General features: G+C 55.4%; 20 protein-coding genes. 13 read left to right on the top strand and 7 right to left on the bottom strand.

Going from position 1 to position 19,414, the window contains the following annotated elements; all coding sequences use genetic code 11:
• Positions 1 to 151: 151 nt before the first annotated feature.
• Genes ACQY1P_RS23750 through ACQY1P_RS23730 form a run of 5 tightly spaced genes read right to left on the bottom strand, consistent with a single transcriptional unit; the run spans position 152 to position 2,979 of the window.
• A complete protein-coding gene (locus tag ACQY1P_RS23750) occupies positions 152 to 730 on the bottom strand; it encodes a hypothetical protein (RefSeq protein WP_430256814.1) in 579 nt (192 codons plus the stop codon).
• A 22-nt stretch (positions 731 to 752) separates the two neighbouring features.
• The gene (locus tag ACQY1P_RS23745) at positions 753 to 1,133 is read right to left on the bottom strand and encodes a hypothetical protein (protein ID WP_012653028.1); all 381 of its coding nucleotides are present in this window, start codon (positions 1,131 to 1,133) and stop codon (positions 753 to 755) included.
• Positions 1,134 to 1,838 carry a thermonuclease family protein gene (locus ACQY1P_RS23740; RefSeq protein WP_430256812.1) on the bottom strand — a complete coding sequence of 235 codons (705 nt, stop codon included), beginning with the start codon at positions 1,836 to 1,838 and terminating at the stop codon, positions 1,134 to 1,136.
• Entirely contained in the window at positions 1,835 to 2,374 is a 540-nt protein-coding gene (locus ACQY1P_RS23735) for a thermonuclease family protein (protein ID WP_071207519.1), read from the bottom strand. The genes ACQY1P_RS23740 and ACQY1P_RS23735 overlap by 4 nt, the downstream gene beginning before the upstream one ends.
• Positions 2,371 to 2,979 carry a hypothetical protein gene (locus tag ACQY1P_RS23730; RefSeq protein WP_430256811.1) on the bottom strand — a complete coding sequence of 203 codons (609 nt, stop codon included), beginning with the start codon at positions 2,977 to 2,979 and terminating at the stop codon, positions 2,371 to 2,373. The genes ACQY1P_RS23735 and ACQY1P_RS23730 overlap by 4 nt, the downstream gene beginning before the upstream one ends.
• Before the next feature lie 381 nt (positions 2,980 to 3,360).
• Between ACQY1P_RS23730 and ACQY1P_RS23725 the strand changes: the two genes are divergently transcribed.
• From ACQY1P_RS23725 to ACQY1P_RS23665, 13 genes are read left to right on the top strand one after another with little or no spacing between them, the layout of a single operon-like run.
• Positions 3,361 to 4,104, top strand: coding sequence for a lytic transglycosylase domain-containing protein (locus ACQY1P_RS23725; RefSeq protein WP_430256810.1), 744 nt, complete (start codon positions 3,361 to 3,363; stop codon positions 4,102 to 4,104).
• A gap of 12 nt (positions 4,105 to 4,116) precedes the next feature.
• A complete protein-coding gene (locus ACQY1P_RS23720) occupies positions 4,117 to 4,467 on the top strand; it encodes a TrbC/VirB2 family protein (RefSeq protein ID WP_153516901.1) in 351 nt (116 codons plus the stop codon).
• A gap of 1 nt (position 4,468) precedes the next feature.
• On the top strand, positions 4,469 to 4,768 hold the full coding sequence (locus tag ACQY1P_RS23715; protein ID WP_080517092.1) for a type IV secretion system protein VirB3: 300 nt from the start codon (positions 4,469 to 4,471) through the stop codon (positions 4,766 to 4,768).
• A 2-nt stretch (positions 4,769 to 4,770) separates the two neighbouring features.
• Positions 4,771 to 7,230 (top strand): VirB4 family type IV secretion/conjugal transfer ATPase, encoded by a 2,460-nt coding sequence (locus tag ACQY1P_RS23710; RefSeq protein ID WP_430256809.1) that lies wholly within the window; start codon positions 4,771 to 4,773, stop codon positions 7,228 to 7,230.
• On the top strand, positions 7,227 to 8,315 hold the full coding sequence (locus tag ACQY1P_RS23705) for a lytic transglycosylase domain-containing protein (RefSeq protein WP_430256808.1): 1,089 nt from the start codon (positions 7,227 to 7,229) through the stop codon (positions 8,313 to 8,315). The genes ACQY1P_RS23710 and ACQY1P_RS23705 overlap by 4 nt, the downstream gene beginning before the upstream one ends.
• Positions 8,316 to 8,327: 12 nt before the next feature.
• Positions 8,328 to 9,026, top strand: a complete 699-nt coding sequence (locus ACQY1P_RS23700; protein WP_012653020.1) for a type IV secretion system protein — start codon at positions 8,328 to 8,330, stop codon at positions 9,024 to 9,026.
• Complete coding sequence (locus ACQY1P_RS23695; protein WP_012653019.1) at positions 9,019 to 9,246, top strand: hypothetical protein; 228 nt, start codon at positions 9,019 to 9,021, stop codon at positions 9,244 to 9,246. The genes ACQY1P_RS23700 and ACQY1P_RS23695 overlap by 8 nt, the downstream gene beginning before the upstream one ends.
• Before the next feature lie 12 nt (positions 9,247 to 9,258).
• Positions 9,259 to 10,287: a type IV secretion system protein gene (locus tag ACQY1P_RS23690; protein ID WP_045232527.1), complete on the top strand. Its 1,029-nt coding sequence runs from the start codon at positions 9,259 to 9,261 to the stop codon at positions 10,285 to 10,287.
• Positions 10,288 to 10,322: 35 nt separating this feature from the next.
• Positions 10,323 to 11,015, top strand: a complete 693-nt coding sequence (locus ACQY1P_RS23685; RefSeq protein ID WP_012653017.1) for a virB8 family protein — start codon at positions 10,323 to 10,325, stop codon at positions 11,013 to 11,015.
• The gene (locus ACQY1P_RS23680; protein ID WP_430256807.1) at positions 11,012 to 11,821 is read left to right on the top strand and encodes a TrbG/VirB9 family P-type conjugative transfer protein; all 810 of its coding nucleotides are present in this window, start codon (positions 11,012 to 11,014) and stop codon (positions 11,819 to 11,821) included. Before ACQY1P_RS23685 ends, ACQY1P_RS23680 begins: the two co-directional genes overlap by 4 nt.
• Positions 11,821 to 13,038, top strand: coding sequence for a type IV secretion system protein VirB10 (virB10, locus tag ACQY1P_RS23675; protein WP_430256806.1), 1,218 nt, complete (start codon positions 11,821 to 11,823; stop codon positions 13,036 to 13,038). Before ACQY1P_RS23680 ends, virB10 begins: the two co-directional genes overlap by 1 nt.
• Entirely contained in the window at positions 13,019 to 14,041 is a 1,023-nt protein-coding gene (virB11, locus tag ACQY1P_RS23670; RefSeq protein WP_430256805.1) for a P-type DNA transfer ATPase VirB11, read from the top strand. Before virB10 ends, virB11 begins: the two co-directional genes overlap by 20 nt.
• Entirely contained in the window at positions 14,038 to 16,140 is a 2,103-nt protein-coding gene (locus tag ACQY1P_RS23665; RefSeq protein WP_430256804.1) for a type IV secretory system conjugative DNA transfer family protein, read from the top strand. Before virB11 ends, ACQY1P_RS23665 begins: the two co-directional genes overlap by 4 nt.
• A 272-nt stretch (positions 16,141 to 16,412) precedes the next feature.
• Here ACQY1P_RS23665 and ACQY1P_RS23660 read toward each other — a convergent pair whose 3' ends face one another.
• Together ACQY1P_RS23660 and ACQY1P_RS23655 are read right to left on the bottom strand one after the other, a co-directional pair.
• On the bottom strand, positions 16,413 to 18,935 hold the full coding sequence (locus ACQY1P_RS23660) for a conjugal transfer protein TraA (RefSeq protein ID WP_430256803.1): 2,523 nt from the start codon (positions 18,933 to 18,935) through the stop codon (positions 16,413 to 16,415).
• Positions 18,936 to 19,337, bottom strand: coding sequence for a plasmid mobilization protein (locus tag ACQY1P_RS23655; RefSeq protein WP_233741792.1), 402 nt, complete (start codon positions 19,335 to 19,337; stop codon positions 18,936 to 18,938).
• Positions 19,338 to 19,414 lie beyond the last annotated feature (77 nt).

Below are 19,414 nucleotides of genomic sequence, written 5' to 3'. Positions count from 1 at the left end.
AGCTTCTATGGCTGCTACAATTTCTTCATGCGTGGGTGCGCGAACTTGCGGATCTGGCTGCGGCATCAAAACGTAAGTTGCGCCGGAGCCGGCAGCAATGCCAACTCCGGTAGCGATTACGAGTAGAATGTTCTGGTTCATGGCGCTGGCCTCATAGATTGAGGTTGAACCAATGACGTTCCTTCACGCCTTTGTCGTTCGGGATATCGAAGTAATAGGGGTCAGCCCTCATCGGCCTTGGCTGCGTGATGACAACTTGGCAGCTGTTGCCAAAGCCGTTGTCATTGTTTGAATTAAGTTCGCGGATTGTGATGCCGGCCTGCTGGTTCACGCGTTCGTTCCCGTAGAGCGTCCGGAAAGCGCCGCGGTTGCTGCACTGGTTGACCGTCTTTGTGCATACATTCGCCTCGCCACCGCCAAAGAGGGAGTCGTTGTCGCGGCCAGACGATGCCCGCCCGGCCTGAAAACCGGCAGGGCAATCTTCAAAAGGTTCATGGCCGGGTTTCCCGGCTTTAGCTTCTTCGCAGATCGGCCACGAAAAGCCGGGCTTCTTCATAGCCGAAATCAATTTCTGCATCGGCGGCACGCAGTACCCAACCCCCTGCCAGGAGGGGTTTTTGGACGCTGCGCAAAGGAGGATCTGGCACCCCCAAGACGCATCTTGCGCCCTTGCGGCAGGTGTCATGGCAAAAGCCGCAACACCTGCGGCGACAAAATATAGAGCTTTCATTAGCTTTCCCTCTCTCATTCGTTCACTGCGGAATTGGCCGGTGTGAGATCTTGGCTTCTATCGCGTGGGGGTCTGTTCGGTCGGAGGCCGCATAAATGACGGCGGTGATCAACGAGAATGCTGCAAACCAGAGGATACCGACGCGGTAGAGGAGGGGGCGGTTTGGGATATCCCGGCAAACCGCCGCAAATGCAAAAAAGCCGACAAGATAGCTGTCGAAAGCGAGATGACGCTCGGCCTGGAATAAGGCTGAGGCCACGAGGAGGACCAAAGCGCAGGGGGCGTGGATCCACCACAAACGTTCGCAGGGCACGATCAGGGCGAGCGAAAGGGGAATGGCAACCAATAGCGCCGCCATCGGATCGATAGCGAACGATGTCGCGATATGTGCGATATCCGGCAACTATCGATCTGTCCTCTTAGGTTTGTTGCGTGCGTCAGCAAACGGCGGCGAGATTTCGCTTTTTCGGTCTGCCAAAAGGTTGAAATCCGCCAGAGGTCGCCGCTCAAGGGTCTTATCAACCGCTTTGCGCCGCCATTCGTTCATGTCGAGCACGTAGGTGCCCCACATTCCATAACGGGCGGCCATGGCATCGTGCTGATAGGAAAGGTACTGTTGGTTGGCGTAGGGGGAATCCACTCGCGCCCAACCTACGCGCAGCATTTCCGTCGCCACGTCTCGGCCTTTGACCGTGCATTGAGCGAGAGGAATGCCATCATTCCCATACCCAAGCGTCGTGCAGACCGTCACCTTGTTGCCAATGGTTCGCTTCAACCAAGCTTTTGCAAGCGGGCCACAGGGAACCGGCATAGGCGCTTGGTCCTTGGTCCGGTCTACCCACTTGGGGTGGAGAGCCCATTGCGGGAGCTCGCATGCATCGATACTCGCGAGGCGGACCTTATAGCCACGTCCGAGAGAGCCATACCAAAGAGTGCGGCCGTCCAGAACGGTTACAACGCCTTTGAAGACCGGCAACCTGACGGGCGCGGAATCGACGGGTGGTGCAACGCGCCCCGAGTAGCGCGGGGTATAGTATTGTAGGTCGGCGGCCATTGAAGGTGTGGCAATCGCAGCGATAATGACGCCGAACAGGGGAATACGTTTCATTGCTCCGCCTTCCTGGCGCGCTGATTGGCTTCTCGGCTGAGGGTGATCGACGGGTGCTGGACGTCTTTGAACTGCCAGAGACCCGCCTTTTTCTGCTGGGCCATCTGCTCGGCCACAGAGTAGGGGACATGATATGGAAGTCCGTCGCTCTTCAATGCAGCAAACGCGTACCCACTGCTGACGAGAACCTGCCCTAGATCCAGCCGCTGGCTCCCAACGGTCGCGTAACAAATGACATACGAAATGTCGTTTGCCTTAGCGACTGGTGCGCAAATCGGCTGCGTGTCCTTGATATACGCGGCAAGAACAGCGAGGGACGCCTCGCCGCAATCGCGAGTGTTACCGTGCGCATCGGTATAATTGGTACCGCGCAAACATGACTGTATTCCATAGAGACGGAACCGCTCTCCATTGGATACCCATGTGTCCCCGGTCTCGAGCGTTATTCCGTCCGGCCTTAAATCGAAATAGCCCTCCGGGGCTGCGAGAGCCCAGGTAGGCATCAGTGCCGCCATGAGAAGGGCTATCCGCTTCATTGCGACTTTACCCGCGGATCGGCCCACATGCCGAAGTCGCCCTTTTTGCCGAGATTCTCGGCTTCCTGAAGATCAGGCCGCTCCACTGATCCATCAGGTTTTTTGGCGAGACGAAGAGCGCCTAGAGAAAGAAGCTGTTCCTCAAAATTATCGACCGAGTCCATGGCACCAGGGTAATTGTAGTACCCGTAGCACGTCGCATTCTGCATCGGCGCCCCCTGCTCGCTGACGAAGGCGCGGCAGAAAACGACTTGTGGGCTCTGCAACATGACCTGAAGCTGTTTAAGCGCATAGTCATCGCAGGTTCCGGCATAGTCTTCCGTCCGGTTGACCAAATCGCCCTTACACGGCTGGAGACCGTACAGATGTACTGTCGTCTTATCGTCAATCTTGAAGTCGGTTCCGGAGACTGCCTTGAACCCTGAGGCTGTTGCATAGCCCTTCCGGTCAACGACCTTCCCATTGCCGTCATAATACTCGATCACCAAAGCCGTTTTACCAGGGGCGGCGAGCGACTTGACGTAATCCTTGTTGATCGCCGGCGCGGCAAAAGTTTGTGTTGCCATTGCGCAACTTGCGAGTGCGGTAATGATGGTCCGTATCATTTTCTAGCCCTAACCATCTTGGTACAACGGATTCCCTTGAGAAAGGGGGTTTAACACTGGCGCAAAAACTTGTAAGTCTGAGCCAAATCGGTATCATACAAGCATCAACTTAATCGGTTTTCTTCCTAATCACAACACCGTTTGGCAGGCGGAGACGATGGAAAAAAGGGCTCGCATGGCAGGCTTTTCAGGCACCACCGTCCTTTTTGGGACAGCTCTTGTTACGCTGTGGTCGGCCAACTGCGCATATGCCCAAGACGCTGTAAGAAATACCAGATAGCCAGTGCGTACAACGAAACCGAAGCGTCTGAAACGCCGTCACTCGCGACTAATTTCGCGGAAAGATGGGCCGGTGAGCCTGTTGCAGCTAAAGAATTTGTCTTGGGCGCTGATGGTGTAGTGAAGGGCGCGAACCAGCAGAAAAACACGACCGAAGCGGCGGCTTTGCCGAATACCAAAATTGGCGCAGGAAACTCCCCATATGTGGATGCATCGGAATCAACGGTAGACTCTCCGACTGCTTCTCGCGCGACCGGTTCACTTAGCCATATTGGCGCAGGAAACGTGTTAGCTTCGCCCGTAATGGGGGCAAAAGAGTGTGGCGCATCTCCGATGACGCCGGACGAGATCAAAGCTTTGGTTGTAGAGACCGCGCGCCGCCATCAGGTTGATGAGGGGTTTGCTGTGGCAATCACTTGGGCCGAAAGCAGGTTTGACGTGGTTCGCAACTCTCCCAAAGGAGCTCGTGGCCCCATGCAGCTTATCCCCGATACCGCAACGAGGTTCGGCGTCGTTGATATCTGCGATCCACGACAGAACATCGAGGGTGGCATCAAGTATCTCCGGTTTCTGCTCGATGAGTTTCAAAATCCTCTGCTCGTAGCCGCTGCATACAACAGCGGCGAGAACCGGATCTACGAATATGGCGGCGTTCCGCCCTTTCAGGAGACGGTCGGGTACGTAGCAAAAGTCCTCAATTTTCAGCTTGGTCTTCCGATGCCTGCGGGCAAGCGGAAGGCCGGAAATGTCGTCCGTGAGGCAGCGGCGACGAATACGGCCAACGGTAGCGGGGTAATTGCCGTTGAGAGAACCGGCAAGTTTGTCGGTGGCGTGATGCACTTCTAAGGAGAGAGTCAGATGAAAAAGGTGAAGTTGGGTCAATCCCAAGCGGTTAAGGTGATCGCGCTTCTTGGCGTGGTCGCGGCGGTGCAGATCGTCGGCGCGGAGTTAGCGTTTGCCCAAGGGGCAGGCGGCGGAGGCAGTGGTGCTTTCGGCCCTATCCAGACCGCCGTGCAGATGATCGTGGATTTCATCACTGGCCCATTTGGCCGGTTGTTGGCGATCATTGCCGTTATCGCCCTGGGCTTCATGGCATTTGCCGGTCGTTTGTCTTGGTTTACAGCCGGCGCGGTCGTTATTGGTATCGGCCTCGTCTTCGGCGCTCCGGCCATTGTTGATCAGATGATTTCTTCGGTGGGCGGGCAGTAAGTTGAGCGAGTTCTCGGATGAGAAGCCGGCGCTCACGCCTTTGGTGATCGGTCTGACCCGATCACCAACCCTATGGGGCGTGCCATACATGGCAGTGGTGCTGATCATCGGCCTCACCATCATCGGATGGCTTGCGTCGAACCATCTCGCGGCACTTCTGCTCGCGCCTGTGGGCTATCTCGTCCTTTTCTCGCTTTGCACATGGGACGCGAAAATTCTCGACGTGCTTCAGGTTTCGTCACGCAAGACTCCCCGCACTCCCAATAAGCGCTTTTGGGGCACCAACTCGTACGGACCATAATCATGCTGAAAGTCGTCAAAGAAGAGCTAGGATTTGGGAAGGTCGCCGGAAACGAGCGGCCTATGTCCGTTCATATTCCCTACATGCGGCATGTCTCGGACACGGTGATAGGTCTCGAGAATGGATCACTCGCCAGTGTCATCAAGCTCGACGGCTTGTTTTTCCAGACCGAAGACCAGGCCGAATTGAATATGCGATCAGTCGTCCAGAACACGATGATACGCGCGCTCGGCTCAAGCCGGTTTTCCCTATGGTCAACCGTGATCCGTCGCGAGGTCGAGACCGAGATCGGCGGAACGTTTGATCAATCATTCTGCGACATCCTGAATACGCGATACATGGGTCAGCTTCGCAAGAAGCGCATGTTCACCAACGAGATCTACTTGACGATTGTCCGTTCGGGCATGCGCGGCGCGCTTGGTGTTGGCGACTCTCTCAAGCGGATTTTTACGCAGTCCAACAAGGACGCCAAAACACAAGCCACGCGCGAAGAGGTAACGGACCTAGAGGAACTGATCGGGAATATCGTCCGTGAACTGAGTAAATATGGAGCCCGCTCGCTCGGCATAACCTATCGGAAGAAGTCCGATGATATTGCAAAGATCGAGGGGCAGGAGGAAGAGACCAAGGGCGAACCGTATTCCGAGCCCTGCGAATTCTTCAATTCTATCCTCACGGGGAGTGTGTCTCGAAAGATGCGACTGCCGCGCATGGGCATTCGCAACTTCATTGGAACATCTCGTCTCCACTTCGCCAAGCGCGCCTTTCACGCGCAAGCCGCCGTGGACGAAGATTCGCGGTATGGCGCACTGCTGTCCATCAAGGAATACCCTCCTTTCACTGGACCAGGCATGTTGGACGGACTGTTACAGGTGAACCATGAGTTCATCCTGACGCAGTCGTTTACCCTTGCAGACAAGCCAATTGCGCAGGAGCGCATAACGCGCCTTCAGAGGCAAATCCGTGCCTCGGATGAAGCTGGGACGTCTGTAGAATCTGACATCAATTTTGCTCTCGACAGTATGCTGAATCAGGAAGCCGTGTTTGGCTTCCACCATTTTTCGCTACTTTGCATTTCCCGGGACCTCGAAGGCTTGAGCCGCTGCGTTTCGGAACTTGGTGCATGCCTCACGGACATGAATATCAACTGGCTGCGTGAAGATCTCAATCTTGAGGCAGCGTTTTGGTCGCAGTTGCCCGGTAACCATTCCTATATTGCTAGAAAGGCGATGCTCTCCAGCTCGAACTTCTCGGGCCTGTCATCAATGCACAATTTCGCCAGTGGTCAGGCGGAACGTACGCATTGGGGCCTTCCCATCACGATCCTTGAGACGACATCGCAGACGCCCTACTGGTTCAATTTCCACCGCCGCGATATCGGGCATTTTACCGTCACAGGACCGACCGGCTCGGGTAAAACTGTCGGTTTGAGTTTCCTGCTCGCGCAGGCCATGCGAGTTTCCCCAACACCCCGCGCCGTCTTTTTTGATAAGGACCGCGGAGCCGAAATCTTCGTTCGAGCCATCGGCGGATCTTACGAGATCCTTTCCCCGGGTACACCAACTGGATTCAATCCGCTCCAGTTGGAGAACACGGGACCAAACAGAGAATTTCTTCAGCGCCTTCTCAAGGCGATGCTCGGTGGACGTGATCGCCGCGACTTCACCCAGGAAGATGAAGATATCATAGAGCGCGCTGTGGTCCGCCTCATGGAAGAACCGGCACAACAGCGAAACCTCACCAACCTTGGCAACCTGCTTATGGGCCGTGCCCGTGCTGATGCCAATGACCTCTATTCTCGACTTCGTCCTTGGACCGAGGGCGAAAAGGCTTGGCTCTTTAACGCTCCACACGATGTGCTGTCCTTCTCTGGCCGGACGGTGTTCGGCTTTGACATGACCAGTATTCTTGGGAACGAAGAACTGCGGACGCCCGCCCTCATGTATCTCTACCATCGGCTTGATGAACTGCTGGATGGCAATCCGGTCATGTTCTTCATGGACGAAGGCTGGCAGCTGCTCCTCGATGAAACTTTCAGCGCGTTCATTGTCGACAAAATGAAGACCATTCGTAAGCTCAACGGCATCGTGGGCTTTGGCACTCAATCGGCCGCCGACATTGCAAAGTCGAAGGTCTCTCACACGCTCATTGAGCAGTCTTCCACGAACATTCATTTCCCGAACCCGCGTGCAGACGAAGAGAGCTACATCAAGCGCTTCGGTCTCACGGTGAAGGAATACAACTTCATCAAGAACACCCCGCCCGAAAAGCGAACCTTCCTGATCAAGCACGGCAATGACTCAGTCATCGCCCGGCTCGACCTTTCGAGCATGCCCGATCTCGTCAAGGTCCTGTCGGGGCGCAAGGAGACGATCGAGGAGTGCGCCGCACTCCGCGAACAATATGGAGACGAGCCGGAAAACTGGTTGGCTGAATTTTGCGGATGGGAGAATGCTGAATGAGGAAAAGTCCCACTCTGGTGCTGCTTGCTACAGCCATGTCGATTGGCGCTCCAAGCGCAGCCTTTACGCAGGTTCCAATCACCGACGCCGCACTAACGGCGGACGACACGGTGAGGGAGAAAACAACCGACGACATCAAGGAAACAGACAAGAAACGCCATACTGTCAGCACCAGCGTCACTTGCTCGATGTACAAAAAAGGCAAGGGAGGCGACGCGCCGTCTGCCGCGCAAGCTAATCCGGAGATCGTCGGCCTCGTAAAGCGCGTTGCCCAGGAAGAGGGCGTAGACGAAACGCTGTTCATGTCTCTTGTCTATCAAGAGAGCCGCTTCAACCCCTGCGCAAAATCACCGGTAGGCGCGACGGGTCTATCGCAGCTTATGCCAGGAACCGCAAAGGACCTCGGCGTTGACCCAAACAACATTGAAGACAACCTTCGGGGCGGCGCGCGGTATCTCAAGCAACAGCTGAAGCGTTTCAACGGGAATACCAACCTCGCTCTGGCCGCTTACAATGCTGGCCCTGGCAACGTGCAGAAGTATGGCGGCATCCCACCATTCAAAGAAACCCAAGGCTATGTCGCGAGCATCACAAAACAATGGATGCCGCAGTTTGGCGGGTCGGATACCTCAAACATTCCGATGAACTATGGAGGAGGCAGCACAGCCTTCTCGGGTGCTCGTGACAGCTCGATGAACGCTATGGCGACGAGCCAGTCCATCACGGAAAGCAGTGGCAATGTCAGTTCGTGGTTGCAGCAGCTCGGGCAGATGCAGACGGGCACGATACAAGACAGCTGGGACCAGAACTCAGGGGCGCGAAACGCGAATCTCGAAATGATGAATCAGGTCATTCGTCTTGGAGCGACAATGGCTGAACTCATGAACTCGAAGAACGCGCTGGATCTCGGTGAAAGATCCGGCTCGTCTCGCACGAGCTCGGTGAAGAAAAACGACGATAAAGACCCCGAAACGGTGAAGCTCTGTGACCCGGCGCTGAACGTGGAGTGGAACGAGAAGGAACAAGCTTGCGTCCAGAAGAGAGAACGGGCGTCCGAAATGAAACTGATGTTGAGTACACCGTAAAGGAGAACTGCCATGAAAAAGACGATCGCAACGGCGTTTTCGCTGGCTCTAGCTTCGACAGCGTACGCTCAAGTCCCCACAATCGACAATGCTAACCTGAAGGTTGCTCAGGAAACATCGAAAACAACGACCGACATCCTCGATACCAACAAAGAGGTTCTTAAGACGGTCGAAGAAACACTTAAAGCCGTAACGGGTGACCGTGGAAGCGTGCAAAGCCCTATGCAGAACCTTGCTATCGGCAATGGCTTCAGTGTCTCCCAGATGCCGTCCTTCGACAGCTTGATGAGCGGTGGCGTACCGAATTTCGGGAACATGGGGGGCGATATCGGCAAAATCGCCTCCACGTTTATCAACGGGCTGCAGTTGGTGAAAAACCTGTCGGGAAAGGCCGATAGCACATTCTCAGGCGACAAGTCCTATGAGGAGGTGATGAACACGGTTCTCGGCGTTGCGGCTTTGGTGACCGGTTCAAACCAAGCGGTACAACAGCGTACCCAATCCTTCCAGCAAGCAGGTCAGCAGATTGGCAAGGCTGAGGATATCAAGGGCTCGATCGATCAGAATACGCAGCTTCAGGTCCAATCCGGGCTGGTGCTAAACGAAATGATCGGCGTCATGAATGGCACAGTCCAGTCGCTCAATGCTCAAAACCAGCAACGTCTTGTCGATATGTCGAACTCGAAGAAGGCGATGACCTACGGTGATTAAGGCATTCGAGATAGCGGGAACGGTGCTTCTAGTCGCGACCTTTACAGCCGGGCTTGCCGGCTGTGGGACGGCCGCGAAAGAGAAAACGGCACCATGCAAACGGCCCGCCAATATGACGTCTTATGCTGAGGATCCACGTCACGACTGTGGTCCAATGACAAGCGTCAATGGCGAACCATCCGCCGCTCTGGCGGCCATCGGCACAATAGCAACTGAATAAGGATGTTGGGCGATGGAGGATTTCCTCGGTGGGCTTTTGGATCGGATCGAACAGACGGGCGCTAGCTTTACGCAAAGCGCCTATGGGGTTGTTGCGAGCGAAGTAACGCCGCTTCTAACCGTGCTTCTGATTGCCTACGTCGCCTACTACGGTCTTCAACTGATCATGGGCACTGCGCGTGTCAGCGTTGGGGAGGTGATCAGCCGCGTAGTCAGAATGACGCTGATCGTTGCTTTCATAAACTCATGGGGTAACTTCAACACGTTCTTCTACGCCTGGCTGAGCGATACACCGGAAGACGTGGGACGGGCAATTCTCGCGGTCAGCAATACAGGTATCACAGAGCCGACAAACGGCCTTTCGATGATCTGGGAAACGGCCAACAAGGCGGCGGGGGCCTTTGCTGAACAGGCCGGCTATTTTTCTGTTCTTCCGGCTATGGTCGGTTTTCTGATCATGTTTGGCGTCGGCGTGTTTATCGCCGTCGCTCTTGCGATCCTTTTGCTTGCGAAGGTCATGATGTGGGTGCTGCTAGGAACAGCCCCCATTTTCATCGCATGTTTGTTGTTTCAATCTACGCGAAGCTACGGAATGGCATGGTTCCAAAGTGTGCTGATGTACGCGATTATTCCGTTGTTCGTTTACGTGGTGGCTGCGTTCTTGATCTCCGCAATGGATCCAGAGTTGACGAAAGTCGCTGCAGCGGCCGACCAACGCAGGCTTCAACTCGATGATGTTGCAGCTTTCCTCCTTTTGTGTGCCGCCGGCGCCTTTGTGCTCTTCAACATACAGACACTTGCTCAGGGGATTACGGGGGGTGTCGCAGCCGGGATCGGCCAAGTGGCGCGAACCGTCGGTGGCCTGACTGGCTTCAGCGCCCCCGCTGCTGCACTCACAGGAGCGCGCAGTGTTTCCGGCGCGGCCGGTCGGATCGGGATGGCTGCCAGGGAACGTACCCATGCGGGAATGCGGGAAAATATTCGAAATGCAAGCGCGGACGCGATGCAGAAAAGCATCAGCAGTAACAGCGTGCCACGTTAAGCGCAGGCTGTTCAGAGGGGTTTAAGGGCTAGACCATGGCAGATTCAAATGAAGCTCTCCGGAGCTATTTTCAAGACGGCGACAAGTGGGAACAGGAGATTGTAAAAAAGGCAAATCGCTCAAGGACATTCGCTTGGTTTATCGCCCTGATAATGAGCGCCATCACCCTTATGTCGCTCGGGACACTGGTGATGTTGGTTCCGCTCAAGACGTTCGAGCCCTACATCGTCGAGGTCGATAAAAATACAGGTTACATCGAGGTCAAGACCGGGCTCACGCGCTCGGCAAACCTCACTGACCAGCAGGCTGTCACTCAGGCCAATGTTGTCCGGTACATCCGCTCACGCGAGGGCTATGACCCGTTTGCCATCCAGCAAAACTTTGGAATTGCGGCGCTTCTTTCTACGGCCGATGCGGCCAAGGAGCTCCAAGACGAATGGAGCGCCGCTAATCCGAACAACCCGGGCAGGCGTTTGGGCAGAAACAAGAAAATCACCGTTGACGTAAAGTCGGTCACGTTCTCGAACGCAAGCACCGCGCTAGTTCGCTTCTCGACAACAGAAAGTTCTGAGAGTGACAATATCACCCGGCACTACATCTCTGTTGTCAGATTCCGTTACACGGACACACCAGAGCGAAATGATTGGAGGTTTGAGAACCCCCTTGGTTTCCAGGTGTACAACTACCGTCGCGATCAGGAAACGGTTACGCCGGGAGCAGCAGGATGAGAGTCAGACTACTTGTTTCAGCGGCCTTCATGGCCGCAACGATAACTCACGCCTTTGGCGCACAGCAGCCTCGTCCTGGCACTTTGGATTCACGCGTTACAAGCGTTGTTTACCAGCCAAACAACGTGGTGAAGGTCTCCGCGACCTACGGCATCTCAACGATGATCATCTTCGATGAAGATGAAAAGTTCGAGACAATCTCTCTTGGCGATACAGACAGTTGGCAGGTCGCGCCGTCTGAAAAAGGGAACATCCTCTTCGTAAAACCTATTGCGAAGGGTGTTTCTACGAACATGAATGTCGTGACATCTAAGCGGATCTATTTCCTCGAATTGAATGACTACGCGCCGACAGACGAACGTAAGGTCTTCGGGATCCGGTTTGTGTACCCCGAGAAGGACTTGAACGCATCTCTGCGGAAAGAGGCGGAGTTTCGAGCCGCGAATCCGAACGTAAGCAATATCGACAAGGCCAATGTAAATATCGACTACTCATTTTCGGGTGATGCCGCTTTGAAGCCGTCTATGGTCTTCGATGACGGGAAAAAGACGTTCTTTAAGTTCAAAGGGCGCGTACCAGCGATTTTTGCGGTTCAGTCCGACTTCTCTGAGACCCTTCGGAATTTCAGAAAAGAGGGCGAATACATCGTCGTTGATGGCACGGCGACGCAATACACGCTGCGAGACGGGAACCAATGGACGTGCATTTTCAATCTACGCAAGCCCGATTTTGCAGCTCCTGACCCTGACATCATGGCTCCAAAACCTGATCCGGACGCAAGCAAGCGCAGAAGGAGCGGCAACTAATGAAGCGCAGCCCCGAACTTGAAGCTATGGCGCAGGCTGACGAAACGGATGTCAGCAACAAGAACGCGAAACGGAATCAGACGGCCGGAATGGCTGCTCTGGTGATTTTCGGCGTTATCGCCGCATACATGGTCCTTGCGACCTCGAAAGATGAGCCGCGAGATAATTCCCAGTCAGATGAAGAGTTTCGCACCACGACGTTCCGGCCGCCTGGCTTCGTGCGCGATGGTGAGCCGCAACCTGCCCCGGAACAGCCGGTCGTCGTCTTACCGCCACCTCCACCGCCTCCGCCGCCACCCGAGCCGCCAGCCGACACGACAACGTTCAACGTGCCGCCACCGCCAGTGGCTCCGCCTCCGACCGTGGAAGTACCCAAAGTGGAGGAGTTTCCCGAGCGCTTCAAGTCAAAGCTCATCACTATGGATCAGAATTTGGGAGGCAACGGGAACGGTTCGCTGGACGGGTCGGCCAGCGGCCCGCCGTTGACGGTTGCCGGCGAGGACAAGAATAGCCAGTATCTCTCGTCCGCAAGCGCGATAGGAGATCGCAGCGCCAAGGCCAGACAACTGAAGCGCCTCGACGCCTTAGTGCCCGAAGGCACGCTTATTCCAGGCATTCTGGAAACAGCCATCGTGAGTGATCTTCCCGGGCAGATCCGCGCCATCACATCTCAGGATGTCTACTCGTTTGACGGCCGGCGCGTGATCATCCCGACAGGCACCCGCCTGATTGGCGAATACCAGTCGGAGGTTACGCGTGGACAGAAGCGTATCTTCGTCGTCTGGACACGCCTGATCCGTGACGATGGTGCCAGCGTGAGGCTAAACTCAATCGGAGCGGATAGCCTCGGTCGATCAGGATTGACAGGTCACGTTGATAACAAGTTCCGGGAGCGTTTCGGCGCTTCCATCCTTCTTTCGATCGTTGGTGGCGGCGCAAGCTATCTGACGGGATATGGAAGCGAACAGAGTTCAGGATCCAACAATGACGATGCGCAGCGTAGGGCGGATCTCGCTCGCGAGACGATCGCACAGACGTTTAGCGACATGGCAAACACCGTGCTTTCGGAAAATCTTCGCATCCCCCCGACGATCAGCGTCCCACAGGGCGAACGCATCTTCATCTTCGTGCGCCAAGACCTCGATTTCAGCGACATGTACGACGATCCGGTTACAGAAGCGATGAAGGAGATCAAACGTGAACGCTCCGGCAGGTAACCCACTGGTTCATGATCCCTACTATTTCCTGACCCGTTCGTTGGAGCCCATCAGGCCATTTCTTGATGATCCAAAGGTTGTCGAAATCGCGATCAACAAGCCGGGCCACGTTTACGTGGAACGGTTTGGCGCGGACCATATGGAGCATCATCTTATCGATGTTCTGACCGCGCAAGAGATAGAGAACATCGGAGAACGCGTCGCCGCCTCAACAAAGCAGTTCTTGAACCAGGCCAATCCAATCCTAAGCGCGGCGCTGCCCACTGGTGAGCGCATTCAGGTCGTTTTACCGCCCGCGGCTCCTGACGGAGGATCCATTACCATCCGAAAGCAGGTCGTCCAGAATTTCTCTCTGGAAGATTACAGGGACAACGGATCGCTGGATAAGGTGTCGGTTGCCGTGGGGGGATTGAGCGACGTCGATCGCGAGCTCATTCGATATCTGCGCGAAGAAAAGATCTACGACTTCATCCATACTGCAATCACGAAGCGGGTTTCGATCCTTATCAGCGGCGGCACGTCCTCGGGCAAAACGACATTCTTAAATGCCTGCCTCAATTCAGTTGACCTGAACGAGCGCATCTTGACGCTCGAAGACACGCGGGAACTTTTTCCGCCACAGAAAAACGCAGTCCACTTGGTTGCTTCCAAAGGAGGGCAAGGCACGTCCAATGTGACCATTCAAAACCTGCTCGAGTCGGCATTGCGCATGCGTCCTGACCGCCTTTTCGTGGGCGAGATCAGAGGCGCTGAAGCTTTCTCTTTCCTGCGCGCCATCAACACCGGTCATCCGGGTAGCATGTCCACAGTTCATGCGGACACCCCTATGGGGGCATATGAGCAACTTGCCATGATGATGCAGCAATCCGGCATGTCGGCGGGCTACTCGAAGCAGGACTTAATGTCCTACATTCAAATGGTGATCCCGATCGTCATCCAGCTCCGCCGCGAAGGAGGCAAGCGCGGCGTTTCGGAGATTTTCTTTGCAAGAGATGAAGCATGACGAAGGGCTTCAAAGCCGTCTATCTAGCGTTTTGCCTCGCGGTTGCCTTTGCGGCCTGGATGCTTGGATATGGCGCTGGCCTCCACCTGTTTTACGGCGACGGCAGAATCCTCGATACAACGATACGAAGCAATCCTTTCGCGCCAATCCAACAGTTCTGGGCTTACAGCGATAATCCTACCCTGCAGAAGGTCGCCCTGGGGTCGTTGGTGCCTGCGTTCGTGATCGCCGCAATTACTGCCTATCTCGGCCTTAGACCGGTCACGAGCCCGTTAGGGGACGCCGCTTTTCAGGACATCGCGGGTTTGCGGACGGGGAAATGGTTCGGCAAGAAGGGGCATATTTTCGGTCGTTTTGGAAGCAAGTTCCTCCGGGCGCAGGACGATCGCCATCACCTGATCATCGGGCCGACAAGGTCCGGTAAAGGTGCCGGTTACGTCATTCCGAATGCTCTCATGCATGAAGGCTCGATGATTGTTACCGACCTAAAGGGAGAGGTCTTCAAGGCGACGGCCGGCTATCGGAAGAAGAATGGCAGCCAGGTTTTCATTTTTGCACCGGGCTCCGAGCGCACGAACAGCTATAATCCGCTGGATTTTGTGCGACCGGAACGGGGCAATCGAACCACCGACATTCAGAACATTGCCAGCATTCTTGTTCCGGAGAACACGGAGTCTGAGAATTCGGTATGGCAGGCCACCGCGCAGCAGGTCCTCGCCGGCGCGATAAGCTACATTCTCGAAAGCCCCTTCTACCGGGACCGCCGCAATCTGGGCGAAATCAACTCGTTCTTCAACAGCGGCGTAGACCTCCAGGCCTTGATGAAGCATATCAAGGAGAAAGAGCCCTACCTCTCGAAATTTACCGTCGAGAGCTTCAACTCATATCTTTCCCTGTCTGATCGAGCCGCTGCATCAGCCCTTCTGGATATCCAGAAGGCTATGCGACCTTTCAAGAACGAACGGGTTGTTGCCGCAACAAACTTCACGGACATGGACCTTCGATCCATGAAGCGGCGGCCTATAACAATCTACCTCGCTCCGAACATCACTGACATCACGCTTCTCAGGCCCTTGCTGACCCTGTTTGTCCAACAGGTTATGGATATTCTCACGCTTGAGCACGATCCAAATTCCCTTCCTGTCTATTTCCTGCTCGATGAATTTCGCCAGCTGAAACGCATGGACGAGATCATGACGAAGCTGCCCTACGTGGCCGGTTACAAGATCAAGCTCGCATTCATTATTCAGGACCTGAAAAACCTAGATGAGATATATGGAGAGACCTCGCGGCACTCGCTCTTGGGGAATTGCGGCTACCAGTTGATCCTTGGTGCAAATGATCAAGCGACGGCCGACTATGCGTCACGAGCTCTCGGCAAGAGGACCATTCGCTACTCATCGGAGTCTCGCACAATCGAGATCATGGGACTTCCACGGCGGACGAAGGTCGAGCAAATTCGGGAGCGGGACCTCATGATGTCTCAGGAAGTCCGGCAAATGCCAGAAAACAGAATGATCCTGTTGGTAGAGGGCCAGCGTCCAATTTTTGCTGAAAAGCTTCGGTTCTTTAATACCCAGCCGTTCAAGGCAGCTGAGGCCTATGCCCAGGCTCACATCCCAAGTGTCCCGGATATCGAGTACCTTCTATCGAAGCCGGTCCCGGCGACGACTGCAGAATATGAGAATGCTGGAAACACAGCCCCGGTAGCTGAGCCTTCGGCTGCAGTCCAAACGAACATGCCGGAAGCCGGTCCCGCTCAAAAAGAGCCGGAAAAGCAGATTCCTGCAACGGAGTCGCTAAAACCCGCTGAAGTAACAGCGCCGGCCGCCATTCCAGCGAAGCGTATCGTCAATCCAGCAGCATTGACCTCGAAAGCCAACTCCAAACCCGCAGCCGGACCTAAAGCCCCACGGAAGCGCAGTAGCGCAGCGTCGGATGACATCGCACGGCGAGACGAGATTGAAGCACTGCATTCCCTTGCAACAAAGAGGCTTCGCGAGCAGGTCGAGAAAAATAGCGTCGGAAAGAATCCGACTAAGCGAAAGAATATCATGGACGTGTTCGCTGCGACCGTTCCAGATCCAGAGACAGCTTGAATATGAAACGGCGCTAAGAGTTTCGCGCTAGGGCCGGTAAGAATCTACTTGCTCGGGTAGAAGGCCTAAAATGGCCAAAAGCTAGCGAGATACTGGCCAATGTCTCCACGCCAGATCGCGGTCGCGTCATACCATCCGACGACTGTCTGATACGCAAAGCCGATAGCAGCAAGAGCAGCAACAAAGCCAAAGATCGCGACTATGCCTTTTCCTACGGCTTCGTCCGATTTTCTGTTCTCAGTCTGGATTACGTATCGGTTTGTCATGGCCTATCACCGCTCACGATCGTCTCGATCGCGGTCCCTCTGTTCGTTTTGCTCCCGCTCAAGTTCTTCAAGACGAGGCACGTGCTGCTGCGCAGGGTCAGTTCGCGTAGTTTCTCCTGCTTTCTGTCCAGCCTCACGCTCCTGTTTTACACGATCTTGTTGCCTGTTTGTAGCCTCGATTGTGTCGGCCAGCTCGTGCGTCTCGCGCTCGTTTGGCAATTGGCCCCGCTCCTCTTCCGCATCAAGCTGAAGGTCGCGCTGACGATCGTCAGGAACATCCGACGTGGATGCGGTTTTGTTGGTCGTGCTTTCGTCTGTCCGACCGTCTTCGCGGTCGATTTTCTCGACTTCGCTGCGAAGCTCGGGATCCTCAACAGCAACGTCGCGAAGGTAGGCATTTCCGTCGGCGGCGAGCTCGGCGGCACGCCGAAGCGCTGACCTGAGCCCGGTCTCGTACATTTCGAGGTCTTCTTCAGAAAACTCGCCCGACTGTACCAGCGCGATACCTTCTCTAAAATGTTCGACATCGATCATCGCATCATTGCCAGCCTCAACAACTGCTTCGCCATGCTTGGCAACAGCCTCATCCCACTTCTTGCTGACCTCGTCAGCCTCGTTGGCGAGGCGTACGGCGTCATCGCGAACAGCGTCAGCGGCGACGGCCCCACTACGTTCATCCGCTCCCACACGCTGCTCCATGGCGTCAGCAAGTGGTTCCCGATCGGCCTCGTCGCCAATCTGTCTGTCGCCAACGCGCTCGGTGAGCTCCAGCATTTCGCGGCGGAGATCCACAATTTCACGGGCCGTAGTGGCAACCTCATCGAAACCAGCCCTGTCGTCGGGTCCAGCACTTCGTTCAAGTCTGAACAGAGCCGTTTCGACAGTCTTTTCGTATGATTCAAACTCCTGGCGTGTCTGCTCGCGCATGTCCTCTGCCTCCAAAAGCATCTTCTGCAATGTTATCATATTTGTACGGAAATCGCCGCCGAAATCCGAGTGAACGACTGTTGAACTGTTTGCGGAATCGAGCTCTTTGAGTCCTGTCTCAATGACATCTCGATGTTCAGCTGCAAATGCTACAGTCCGCCTATCACCGGAAACCGCAGCTATTTTCTGCCAGGTCTCCTGAGCCTTGACCGTGTACTGCCGACTACGATCACTTGACGCCAAGGTGCGTCGACCGGATCGCTTTGCATCGTAGCGAGCCTGGGCAGGTTCACTTGTTCCAACATGCTCGGTCCTACCGTCGCGGTTTACAGCGCGAACCTGATTACGGGTGTAGGCAGGCGCTGAGGCGAACTCCCGTCGATCCGTCATTTCCATATTGATGCCGTGATCGCGCGCCTTCTCCGCCATCACTTCACGCCATTGGCGGAAGGTTGCCGGCGTTGTCTCGATGCGGTCCCCGGCTTCTGATCGCATCGTGACGATAGCATGAGCATGGACATGCGGACGCTTGCCCCCCTCCCCTGCTTCCTTGGTGTCGGTTTCTGGATCGTGCATCGCAAAGACGTGCCGATGTCCAGCAAACTGGTCAGCGAGGAAATCTCGAACAGCGCCTTCAAAGGCTCCCGCATCGGTTCCGGCACGGGCCGACATAATGACATGCATCAAATCACGGCTTTTGCGGCTATGAAGCTCTTCGCGCCATTCTTTTTGAACGAGGTCCCCGGCCGCCTTACCGTCTGCTATTAAGCGACCGCGATCGTCCCGAACCTCAGCACTGTCCTCAATCAGCTCACGAACCTTCGTGGTGCCGTATTCGACACCGTTTCCATAGCCGCCGAAGGAAAACCTTGCAGCGCCCTGACCTGCGACAGTGCTAGCGTCAAAACGTTGCTGTACGATCCCGGCGGCCTTGGCGTCGGCTGTAAGCCTCTCACCCTGCCCGCTGCGTAAAACGACAAGACCATCAATCGTCAATGAGCCATCACCGCGCTCTGCGACGGCATAAGCATACCGGCGGTCGCCAAAACCGCTCGACAGGATATCTCGCACCCGCCCGTGCAAATCCTCTCCATCCGCACTAGCCGCGACCTCAACCGAGAAGCTTCCGATATCACGGCTCTCGGTCCGGTTCTGAAAGAGATGGTTCCAGTCGCCCCGAATACGAGCAAGATCTTCACGGTCTTCAAGTTTCTCGCCGTTTTCATTCTCTACCTTCAACTCTCCGCCACGCGAGACGTAGTTGAGCATCGACCCCACGCGTGCGCCGCCGCCATAGGAGGCCATTTTCACAACAGCTGGCTGGCTACCCTTCGCGACGCTAGTAAGACGCGCCTCCATCGGGCGGCTTGAATCCGCCGCGATACCAGAAGGCATCGAGATCCGGGGAAACTGCATGCGAGGCATCCGGATAGGTTTCACCTTGGGTCCGCCTCCCCCGCGTTTAACCTCCTTGATCTGATGAACGTACTTGAAGAGATTTTCCTCGGATTGCTCCGCCTTTCCTCCAAGTGACATCTCATGCAAAAGCGCTGCGCGCTTCTGCTCCCATTCGCTCGTGAACGCTCCGAAAAAGAACTCCACCTACTCCTCCCCACGCCGCTGATAGCCAGCACGTCTTGAAAGCGATCGGAGTTCAAGCATGACAGCGGCCTGAATCGACTGAACGTTAGCAAGGTTGATATCCAGCTCGCTCGGATGAACAGCCTTCCCGCTGTTCAGGGCTCGCGCGACCTGGTTCAAGTTCACTCCGATCTTGCGCATATCTTCCAGCAATGCCGCCATAATAAGCCGGTCGTCACGCGTCAAAATCGGCCGCACACCTGCACCCTCCAGCAGCAGCGAACGGAAGAATGCCGAAACGCTCATATCAGCCGCTTTGGCCGCCTCTTCGATCTTTCCATGTTCGGCATCAGTAAGGCGCACGTTCACAAGCCGGGCTTTCCGGGACTTGGCCACAGACGTCACCAAACTGTTTTCACTCATTAGCCGAAGGCCTTTCCAGAGCAACGCGAAGGCATCGAGGGCCTGTCCCTCGATAGCAGCGATCAAAATGTAAAACA

Source organism: Neorhizobium sp. DAR64872/K0K18 (assembly GCF_050500175.1).
Classification (GTDB): Bacteria; Pseudomonadota; Alphaproteobacteria; order Rhizobiales; family Rhizobiaceae; genus Neorhizobium; species Neorhizobium soli.
This window is presented reverse-complemented; position numbering and strand designations above follow the sequence as displayed.